Genomic DNA, 9,325 nt, shown 5'->3' with positions numbered 1-9,325 from the left:
TACATCAGCCGGTTGCGCAAGAAGCTGGAGCGGGATCCGGCGGCGCCGGAGTACCTGCACACGGTGCGGGGCGTGGGCTACGTCTTCCGCCCCACTCCGCGGGCGAACGTCACCCAGCTCGACCCCATCCTCGCCGCGCGCGACAACCAGGCGTCGGCCATCTCGGCGGGCTGAGCGGGCCAGGTACGGGGCGGCCAAGCGCCGTTCCGTCAACGTCACTCTCCCGCGCGGAGCACATCGGGCCAATCGCCCGATCCGGCTCCGATGGACGAACGGTCCGACCAGCCGGCGCCACAAACCTCGGAGTGACAACCCGACCGCCCACCAGGGCGGTCGGGCTTCCTGTGCGTCGAATCTGTCAGGCCGAAACTCCTTCGCTGTCACATAGTAGTTAGACCGCAACGTTACGATCGGGGTGCGTCGAACGACGAGCGGGTCGCTGCTCGCATCAAGGGCGAGCCGCCCGGAGTACCCGCGCCTGCGACCTCCGCCACCGCAGCGCGGCGGTGGCGACGGGCGTCGCTGCCCGGCGGGCTCGGGTAGGCGGGACTGCGGTGCCGTGCGGCCGGAACCCGGCCGGTGTGGGTCAATGGCACCTCATCGTCCCCCAGATACCCGCACGATCGGATGACGCGCCAGTGGCATGCGGGGACGTACCGCCACACGAGGCGGGGCCCTCGCCGGGGCGCACCCGTGGTGGCTGCCTCACCCGGCCCGATTTAGGGCGCGGGGCGGCGTGTGGGTGTGACCGTGCCACTGACCCGATCGGCGTGGACCAAGCGACGAAGCTGGCTTCGCGCCGCGTAGCGTTCACCGGATTGATGTCGAACAACTCTTCCGCCAGGACTTGCCGGGTGGCCGGAGCCGGGGCGGAGTCTCTCCGGGGAAGCCCTGGATCAACATAAGACCGTGGCGACGGAGACGGGTCGGGACCGACTCGGCGTCTTTCCGTGAGATCGGAGCGGAAGCAGTGCTTGGCATGGTGACTCTGAGGTTCCTCACCAACGTGGACGGGCCGGACGGCGTGCCGTGAACGACAACGGGCGGAATCCAACAGACAACGTGCCGAACTCCGATTCGGGGAGTGACGCGGGTGCCGCACGAGCGGCCCAATCGGCGGAGCACCAAATCGAGGAAGTGCTCACGCATCTGGGCGAGCTCGAGCCGCCGCGGTTGCGGCGTCTCACCGCTCCGGGGGGTGCTGGCGAGGCGGGGGTTTCCGCCGGGCAACTGGCAGCTCCGGTCAGGCTGGTTTCCGAGTTCGCCAGGCGCAACCCGATGCTCCTGGCGGCCATCTCCCTAGCCGCCGGTGCGATCATGCTCCTCGGCGTCCTCTTCGCCATCGGTTCGCTGCAGGGACACATCGTAACGCGCTCGATTCGACCGCCGGGCCCGGGTGTGTCGTTCACGCCGGTTGCGGGCGTCGGCATCGACCAGGCCAACGCGATGCAACCGCAGCCGGCGGGAGGGGTCGCCGCTCTCCCAAACAACCTCCCGATTCCTCCTCCCGCGGCGCCGCCATTGACGGCTGCCGAGTGGGTCCAGCGCGTGTCTGAGGTCGAGACCGAGCTCGAGACGGGCCAGATCGTCGCACGGATTGACTACGGCAATGGGAACATCGCCGAGACAGTGATGACCTTCGACCTCAAGCAGGATCGACTCGCCGGCGCAACGACCTACACCAGTCCGAGCGGGCGAGAGACACGCGATTTCATCACGAACGGTGACCGTTCATGGGAGGGCCGCGGTGGAGCCTGGACCCCGGTCGACGAGAGCGAAGGAGTGACGGGGCGCATTCAAGCGTTCCTCCCATCCGCCGCTCTCGCAGCCGACCCGGCGATCGTCGATGGGGCACCGGCGGTGACCCTTCGCTGGCTCAGCCGGTCCGGAGACGGCGAGGCGACCCTGCGGGTGGATCCGGCGACCGGGATCCCGCAGGAGTTGCGACGGGTCATGCCGGACGGCGTTACCTGGACCATCACGTATCGCGCCTGGAACGCGCCGGTCCGCCTCCCGACTGGGCCGCCGACGACGTGATGGGATGAGATGCCGCGTGCGCTCCGCGACCGTCGGGCGGATACGCGGGTGCAGCGGCTCGGCCGGGTGGCCGGCCGTGTGCAGGAGTGTCGCGGGCACGCGCTGTTCCGGCCGCCGGTGCCGCCAGAGCCCGGCATCGACCAAGGCCGCCGTCGTGTCCCACGACTCGATAGCCGGGGTTGGCTGCCTGGTGTATGCTTGAGTTGAAATGACTCAAGGTTCGCGCGGACCGGCTGTCGCCGGGTCCACGTGAATGGCTGAACGAGGTGTTGGATGCGGCTCGATCCCGATCAGGTCATCGAGGCCGACTTTCGAGTAAATCCTGGGACGGGCATCATCGAGGAGGCACCGAGGCGTGCGTCGAGCCGGATTCGCCGTTGGCTCGCGCCGCTGGTGGCGATCGTCGGCATCCTCTCGAAAGGGAAGGGCCTGCTGGCTCCGATGGCCAGCGCCCTGGTCAGCGTCGCGGCCTATGCCCTCGCCTTCGGCTGGCAGTTTGCCATCGGCCTGGTTGCCCTGCTCTTCGTCCATGAGATGGGCCATGTCCTGGTGCTTCGCCGCTTCGGCGTGCGGGCCACCGCACCGATCTTCATTCCCTTCCTGGGGGCAGTCATTGGGATGCGGCAGTTGCCGCGCGACGCGGTGATGGAGGCGAAGGTCGGATTGGGTGGGCCGGTGCTCGGGTCGCTCGGGGCGCTGGCGGCGTGGGGCATGTACCTCGCCAGCGGCCATGGGCTGTGGCTGGTGCTGACCTATCTCGGCGTGGTCCTCAACCTCTTCAACCTGCTGCCGATCCCGCCGCTTGACGGTGGCCGGGCCGTGGCGGCGATCTCGCGCTGGTTCTGGCTGCTGGGCTTGGTCGGGCTCGGGGTTCTCATGTTCCGGATGCCCAGCCCGGTATTCATCCTGATCGGCGTGTTCGCGGCCGGCGAGCTGATCACCATCTGGCGGCGTACCCAGGCTGATCCGGCGTACTACCGCGTACCCCTCGCGCAGCGGGCGGTCGTATCGGCGGTGTACTTCGGGTTGGCAGTGGCCCTCGGGGCGGCGATGCTGCACCTCACCCCGCTGTTGTCCGCGGTACGATCGGTGTAGGGACGCGCGGCGCTACTCCTTGATGAAGACGTAGGCGAGATATGCCCCGATCTCTCGGGCCATGTAGCGGTACTCGAGGCTGCTGTCCTCGCGGATCGGACTGGAGTGTGTCGGCGAGGCCAGCGGCGAAAAGCCGAGATCCCTGGTGATCCGCTTGACGCGGAACATGTGGAACGGGTCGCTGACCAGCAGGACCCGGACGACGCCCCGCTCGCGGAGCAGCGGCGCCGCCTCGCGCAGGCTCTCGCTGGACGTGCGGCCCGCGGGCACGCTCAGCAGGACCCCGCTGGGCACGCCTTGCTCGATGAGGTAGTTCTTCCCTGCTTCGGCCTCGGAGATCCAGTCGCCCTCGGCGGCTCCGCCCGTAAGGACGATCAGCGGCGCATAGCCGGCTTCGAAGAGCTCCCGGGCGTGGTCCAGGCGTGCCTGGAAGGTCGGCGAGGGGCGGCCGTCGAACTGAGCCGTGCCCAACACCACGATGGCGTCGGCAGCCGCGGTTTCATCCTGGCGTGCCTGGTGGTAAACCGCCAGCGCAAGGAGCCCGGCGGCCAGCGTGCCGAGCAGGACGGCGGCGACGATCACGATGAAGAGCGCGCGCAGCACGGCCCGCCACCGGGAGCGTTGCCGAACACGGCTTGTCTTGCGGCTGGGGGTTATGATCACGCTGCGGACCTAACCAGGTGGTGTCCCGTCACCTTCCGGCCGAATCCTACCATCCCCGACCAGGTATCCGTAGAACGCACGATCTGGCATACTGGGTGCATGGCTGAGGAGAACATCCGTTCCGGCACGATCACCGAGATCGCCGACCAGGCCCGTGACCCGGAGCGCGTCAGCATCTTCCTCGACGGCCAGTTCGCCTTCGGCGTGGCGCGGGAGGTCGCGGCGCGCGAGGGGCTCTTCGTCGGGCGTTCGTTGAGCCAGGCCGAGGTCGCCGCCCTGCTGCGCGCCGACGAAGCCGCGCGTGCGATCAACGCCGCCCTGCACTTCTTGGGCTACCGACCCCGTTCGGAGCGGGAGGTGCGCGATCGGCTGCGGCGGCGGGGATTCAGCGACGAGGCCGTCGAGGCGGCCGTTGCACGGCTCCAGGAGTGGCGATACCTCGATGATGCCGAGTTCGCCCGCTTCTGGGTCGAAAACCGGGCCGAGCACCAGCCACGAGGACGGCGGCGCCTCCGCGCGGAATTGCGCGCGAAAGGGGTCGACCCCGATTTGGTCGATCAGGCGATCGACGAGGCGGGTGGGGATGAGTTGCCGGCTGCGCTGGCTCTGGCGCGCAAACGGGTGGCCTCGCTCCGCGGGCTCGATCCGCTGGTGCAGCGGCGGCGGCTGGTCGGCTTCCTGCAGCGCCGCGGCTATGACTGGGACATCGTCCGCGCGGTGTTGGTCGACGTGCTCGGCGACGACGAGGACGCGGCAGAGCCGGAGTAGATCAGGCCGGGCACAGCGAGCCGGGCGTGGCCGTTGCCGCGCTGTCCGGACACTGTTATATTCCGGCCGAACTCACCTGGCGCGGCGCTCCGATCGGGATCGAGGGGAGGACGGCGGTGGCCGAGGATCTGGAACAGTTCCGGTTCTGGCACTCGATCCGGGTGCGCTACCGCGACGTCGACCGGCAGGACATCGTCTACTTCGGCGTCTACCTCGAGTATTTCAGCCAGGGGATCTACGAGTACTTCGCCGCGCTGGGCATTCCGTTGTCCGAGACGGAGCCCAGCGGCGAGTTTGACACCGTCTTCCGCCGGGTGGAGATCGACTACCTCGGGTCGGCGCGGCTCGACGATACGGTCCGCGTCGGGGTGCGCTGCGTGCGGATCGGCAACAGCAGCCTTGAGTTCGCGGCCGTGGTGGTACGCGAGCGCGACGACGCGCTGCTGGCGCGGGGGCGACTGGTGCTGGTGAACCACGTGCGCCACGCGGGGCGATCCAAGCCGATCCCCGAGGCGATCCGCCACGCGGTGGCGAATTTCGATGCGGTTGCGGTGTGATGCAGTGCTGCGGGCGCGGCTCTGGGAGTCGTGGCTGAGCCACTGGTTCCCTTGTAACGGCGTTGGTATACTCTCCTAGGCCGCGGGATACATCTCCCAGACAAGCCCACTCGACAGACGAATAGCGTTCGGACGGGTAGCCGATAGATGCCTGAGATCAAGTGGTTCGGCCATGCATGTTTTCGGATCCGGGGCCGTGACGCCGTGGTCTTGATGGACCCGGTCGGGCCGGAGACGGGCTACCGGCTCCCACTGCAACAGGCGGACATCGTCACGGTCAGCCACGATCATGCGGGCCACAACGCGGTCGATCGGGTCCGCCCAGGCTACCGTCTTATCTCGGGTCCGGGTGAGTACGAGATTCGCGAGGTATTCATCCAGGGCGTGCGTACCTACCACGACGCCGAGGGCGGGAAGCGCCTGGGAAAGAACACGGTTTATACGGTGGAGATCGACGATCTGATCATCTGCCATCTGGGGGATCTGGGGCATACGTTGAGCGAGAGCGAGGCTGCGGCGCTCAACGGCGTCGACGTCCTGTTGGTGCCGGTCGGCGGCGGGCCGACGCTCGACGCATCAGGCGCGGCCGAGGTGATCGGCCAGATCGAGCCCTCGGTCGTGATCCCGATGCAGTTCCGGACGCCAGAGGGGGATCACGATCGTGACCCGGTCGACCGTTTTCTGAAGGCGATGGGGGCCGCGGGGGTTGAGCCGCGCGACCGGGTGTCGATCCGGAAGTCGGACCTTGGTGAGACGGTGGAGGTGGTGCTGCTACAGCCGTGAGGGCACGCGATTCGCTCGTGGCGTGGCGGGACGCGAGCGGAGGACGCGGCGGTTTCAATGAGACTGGTGGCTCTCGCCGACGTGGCGCAGAAGGGCAACGGGGATGCCAAAGTACATCTTTGTGACCGGTGGGGTTGTGTCGTCAGTCGGTAAGGGGATCACGACCGCCTCGATCGGTCGCCTCCTCAAGGGTCGGGGACTCAGCGTCGCAATTATGAAGCTCGACCCGTACCTCAACGTCGACCCCGGCACAATGTCCCCCTTCCAGCACGGCGAAGTCTTCGTTACTGACGACGGGGCTGAGACCGACCTCGACCTCGGCCACTACGAGCGATTCACCGACGAAAACCTCAGTCGCGCCTCCAACGTTACGACCGGCCAGGTGTATTCGGCCGTCATCGCCAAGGAGCGCCGGGGCGACTTCCTCGGCGGCACGGTTCAGGTCATCCCCCACATCACCAACGAGATCAAGGATCGCATCCGTCTGGTGGCGGAGGAGCGGCAACCCGACGTCGTGGTCGTCGAGGTGGGTGGCACCGTCGGCGACATCGAAGGCCAGCCGTTCCTGGAGGCGATCCGCCAGATGCGCAAGGAGGAGGGGCGGCGCAACGTCCTCTACATCCACGTCACGCTGTTGCCGCTCGTCGGCAGCACCGGCGAGTTGAAGACCAAGCCGACCCAGCACAGTGTCAAGGAGTTGCGCGCGATCGGCATCCAGCCCGACGTGATCGTCTGCCGGTCCGACCATCCGGTGCCGCCGGATGTGCAGGCCAAGATCGCGCTCTTCTGCGACGTGGACGAAGACGCCGTCATCCCACTGCCCACGGCCGAGACGATCTACGAGGTGCCGCTGATGCTGGAAGAGGCCGGCCTGGGCCGCTACATCGCCGAGCACTTCGGCTGGGCGGACACCCCGCTGGACCTGAACGAGTGGGCGAACATCGTCCACCGGCTGAAGCATCCGCGGCGGCGGGTCGAGATCGCCCTGGTCGGCAAGTACGTCGATCTGCACGATGCCTACATGAGCGTCGTCGAGGCCCTGACCCATGCCGGCCTCGCCCACGACGTGGCCGTCGACGTGATCTGGGTCAACTCGGAGCTGTCGACCCCGGAGAGCATCGAACAGCAACTCCGGCGGGCGTACGGGATCGTCGTCCCCGGCGGCTTCGGGGCGCGGGGTGTCGAGGGGAAGCTGGCGGCGGTGCGCTTTGCCCGCGAGCACAAGATCCCGTATCTTGGCCTGTGCTACGGCTTGCACATGGCGGTGATCGAAGTCTCGCGCAACGTACTCGGGCTGGAGCGTGCCAACACTACTGAGATCGACCCGGCGACGCCGCACCCGGTAGTCGGTCTGATGCCGGACCAGCGCGGCGTGGACTTGGGCGGGACGATGCGGCTCGGCCTGTACCCGTGCCGGCTTGTTCCGGGCACGCGGGTTGCCGAGGCGTACGGGCAGGACATGGTGGACGAGCGGCACCGGCACCGCTGGGAGATCAACAACGAGTACCTGCCGCGCCTGGAGGAAGCCGGGCTGATCGTCTCGGGGACGTCGCCCGACGGCCGGCTGGTCGAGATCATGGAGTTGCGGGATCACCCGTGGTTCGTTGGCGTGCAGTTCCATCCGGAGTTCAAGTCCCGGCCGACCCGGCCGCACCCGCTCTTCGAAGGCTTCGTCGGCGCGGCGCTGGAGGCACTGCGGGAGGGCGATCAGCGGCCGCTGCCGCTGCGTGAGATGGAAGCGGCCCCGACGACGGCCAACGACTAGCGACGCGCACGACGAGGAGCGAGGTTGATTGCGCGGTCCGGGGAGATTGTGATAGCATTCTCAAAGTTGGCGGGGTGCTGATGGCGGACCCGCTCAGGAAACTTGGCAGCGAGCGCGATTGGCGTGCCATTGGCACGGCCAGTGGTTTAGGGTGCTCGACGGTCAGCAGTTTGTTGATCTGCATCCTGGGCGGGCTTTTTTTGGACCGCTGGCTGGACACAGCGCCCATCTTCACCCTGATCGGGGTGGGGCTCGGCATCGCCGCAGCGGGTTACCTCTTGTACGAGCTAGCAGTGATTAGTCGCTCGGACAAGGGGTTGATTCGTGTACGCGGACATGATGCAATCGAGCGGTCGGCGAAGACGGAGCCGAACGAAGAGGAGCCTTGATGGAAGTTCATGTCGCGGTAGCACCGGAGACGCTCTGGTCCGTCTCGATTCCCGGGACGGGGCTGACGCTCAACATCACGAACTCCTTCCTCACGATGCTCATCGTCATGGCCGCGCTGGTCATCGTCGGCGCCGTCATCGCCCGTCGCGCCACGCTTGTCCCCGGCTTCGTCCAGTCGGTGTTCGAGATGGCCGCCGAGTTCATCCTCGGGATGGTTGAGGGTGCCGCGGGGAAGCGCGCCGGCAGGACCATTTTCCCGCTGGTCGGTGGTCTCTTCATCTTCATCATCGTGTCGAACTACACCGGGCTGCTGCCCGGGATCGGCACGATTGGGTACGTGGATGAGCACGGGCACCTCGAGCGATCGTTGTTCCGCCCGCCGAGCGCGGATCTCAACATGACGCTGGCGATGGCGGTCGTGACGTTCCTGGTGGTCCAGGTGGCGGGCATCCGCGCCCATGGCGTCGGGGGCCGGATCAAGCACATGGCCAACCCGCCGTTCTTGTTCCCCATCGAAGTCATCGGTGAGTTCTCCCGCATCATTTCGCTCTCCTTCCGACTCTTCGGCAACATCTTTGCCGGCGAGGTGCTGCTCACCGTGATGTACGCGATGGCGAACGCCATCAAGATCACCGTGGTGGGGCTTCTGATTCCGGTGATCTTCCTGTACCTGGAGGTCCTGTTCGGGTTCATCCAGGCACTGGTCTTCGCACTGCTGACGTTGATCTACATCGTCTTGGCCACCGCGGATGGGCATGACGATCATGCCGAGGACGCGGTGCACGAAGCGGAGGGATCTCAGCACGCAGTCACGCCGGCGACGAGCGGCGGCGACTAGCGTGCGTCCGGAATGTGTGGACGGTCGCCCGAAGGGGCGAGGGTCTGGGTGTTAGACGATCGTCGGTGCGCGCGTGCGGGCCGATGGGAGGAGGATGTCTAGCGTGTTCGCCAACGTGACCGACCCAGCCGTGATTGTGCCGATGGCCGCCGCGTTGGCTATCGGGCTTGGCTCGCTGGGTCCGGCCCTGGGTATTGGTATGGCGGTGCGGGGGGCCATGGAGGCTCTCGGTCGCAACCCTGAGGCTGAGGGCGCGATCCGTATCACGATGATCATCGGTGCCGCCCTGGCCGAGGCGGTCGCCATCTACGCGTTCGTGATTGCCATCGTCATTGCCTTCGTCCTGTAGTGCGTGCCGCCCGGGGGGGGGCCGGGGGGGGGGTCCCCCCCCCCCCCGCCCCCCAAGCGGCGGGGCCGTAAAAAAAAAAA

The 9,325-nt window shown here is 67.2% G+C and carries 11 protein-coding genes; 10 read left to right on the top strand and 1 reads right to left on the bottom strand.

Going from position 1 to position 9,325, the window contains the following annotated elements:
- The 3 genes from IRZ30_RS12930 to IRZ30_RS12920 form a co-directional block, all read left to right on the top strand.
- Window positions 1-174: helix-turn-helix domain-containing protein (locus IRZ30_RS12930; RefSeq protein ID WP_366945347.1), on the top strand; the 174-nt coding region annotated here is incomplete at its 5' end.
- An 888-nt stretch (window positions 175-1,062) separates the two neighbouring features.
- Window positions 1,063-2,037, top strand: a complete 975-nt coding sequence (locus IRZ30_RS12925) for a hypothetical protein (RefSeq protein WP_294085736.1) — start codon at window positions 1,063-1,065, stop codon at window positions 2,035-2,037.
- Between the two features lie 273 nt (window positions 2,038-2,310).
- A complete protein-coding gene (locus IRZ30_RS12920; RefSeq protein ID WP_294085734.1) occupies window positions 2,311-3,132 on the top strand; it encodes a site-2 protease family protein in 822 nt (273 codons plus the stop codon).
- 12 nt (window positions 3,133-3,144) lie between these two features.
- Here the strand turns inward: IRZ30_RS12920 and IRZ30_RS12915 are convergent, their stop codons facing one another.
- On the bottom strand, window positions 3,145-3,735 hold the full coding sequence (locus IRZ30_RS12915) for a YdcF family protein (protein ID WP_294085733.1): 591 nt from the start codon (window positions 3,733-3,735) through the stop codon (window positions 3,145-3,147).
- A gap of 159 nt (window positions 3,736-3,894) precedes the next feature.
- Here IRZ30_RS12915 and IRZ30_RS12910 point away from each other — a divergent pair, with 159 nt between their 5' ends.
- The 7 genes from IRZ30_RS12910 (at window position 3,895) to atpE (ending at window position 9,245) form a co-directional block, all read left to right on the top strand.
- Complete coding sequence (locus tag IRZ30_RS12910; RefSeq protein WP_294085732.1) at window positions 3,895-4,563, top strand: RecX family transcriptional regulator; 669 nt, start codon at window positions 3,895-3,897, stop codon at window positions 4,561-4,563.
- A gap of 116 nt (window positions 4,564-4,679) precedes the next feature.
- The gene (locus tag IRZ30_RS12905; RefSeq protein ID WP_294085731.1) at window positions 4,680-5,120 is read left to right on the top strand and encodes a thioesterase family protein; all 441 of its coding nucleotides are present in this window, start codon (window positions 4,680-4,682) and stop codon (window positions 5,118-5,120) included.
- A 147-nt stretch (window positions 5,121-5,267) separates the two neighbouring features.
- Window positions 5,268-5,903: an MBL fold metallo-hydrolase gene (locus tag IRZ30_RS12900; RefSeq protein ID WP_294085730.1), complete on the top strand. Its 636-nt coding sequence runs from the start codon at window positions 5,268-5,270 to the stop codon at window positions 5,901-5,903.
- A 103-nt stretch (window positions 5,904-6,006) separates the two neighbouring features.
- A complete protein-coding gene (locus tag IRZ30_RS12895) occupies window positions 6,007-7,668 on the top strand; it encodes a CTP synthase (RefSeq protein WP_294085728.1) in 1,662 nt (553 codons plus the stop codon).
- An 80-nt stretch (window positions 7,669-7,748) separates the two neighbouring features.
- Window positions 7,749-8,057 carry an AtpZ/AtpI family protein gene (locus IRZ30_RS12890; RefSeq protein WP_294085726.1) on the top strand — a complete coding sequence of 103 codons (309 nt, stop codon included), beginning with the start codon at window positions 7,749-7,751 and terminating at the stop codon, window positions 8,055-8,057.
- Window positions 8,057-8,896, top strand: coding sequence for a F0F1 ATP synthase subunit A (atpB, locus tag IRZ30_RS12885; protein ID WP_294085724.1), 840 nt, complete (start codon window positions 8,057-8,059; stop codon window positions 8,894-8,896). Before IRZ30_RS12890 ends, atpB begins: the two co-directional genes overlap by 1 nt.
- 94 nt (window positions 8,897-8,990) lie before the next feature.
- Window positions 8,991-9,245, top strand: coding sequence for an ATP synthase F0 subunit C (gene atpE, locus IRZ30_RS12880; RefSeq protein ID WP_294085722.1), 255 nt, complete (start codon window positions 8,991-8,993; stop codon window positions 9,243-9,245).
- Window positions 9,246-9,325: the final 80 nt, after the last annotated feature.

Source organism: Sphaerobacter sp., from assembly GCF_019683595.1.
Taxonomy (GTDB): Bacteria; Chloroflexota; Chloroflexia; order Thermomicrobiales; family Thermomicrobiaceae; genus Sphaerobacter.
The sequence above is the reverse complement of the archived record's forward strand: the minus strand, read 5'-3'. Positions and strand labels throughout refer to the sequence as shown.

What these genes read in the sequence shown, in the direction of transcription:
- IRZ30_RS12920 (WP_294085734.1), top strand. Translation starts at nt 2,311, where the DNA reads ATGCGGCTCGATCCCGATCAGGTCATCGAGGCCGACTTTCGAGTAAAT.
- IRZ30_RS12910 (WP_294085732.1), top strand. Translation starts at nt 3,895, where the DNA reads ATGGCTGAGGAGAACATCCGTTCCGGCACGATCACCGAGATCGCCGAC.
- IRZ30_RS12900 (WP_294085730.1), top strand. Translation starts at nt 5,268, where the DNA reads ATGCCTGAGATCAAGTGGTTCGGCCATGCATGTTTTCGGATCCGGGGC.
- IRZ30_RS12895 (WP_294085728.1), top strand. Translation starts at nt 6,007, where the DNA reads ATGCCAAAGTACATCTTTGTGACCGGTGGGGTTGTGTCGTCAGTCGGT.
- IRZ30_RS12890 (WP_294085726.1), top strand. Translation starts at nt 7,749, where the DNA reads ATGGCGGACCCGCTCAGGAAACTTGGCAGCGAGCGCGATTGGCGTGCC.
- atpB (WP_294085724.1), top strand. Translation starts at nt 8,057, where the DNA reads ATGGAAGTTCATGTCGCGGTAGCACCGGAGACGCTCTGGTCCGTCTCG.
- atpE (WP_294085722.1), top strand. Translation starts at nt 8,991, where the DNA reads ATGTCTAGCGTGTTCGCCAACGTGACCGACCCAGCCGTGATTGTGCCG.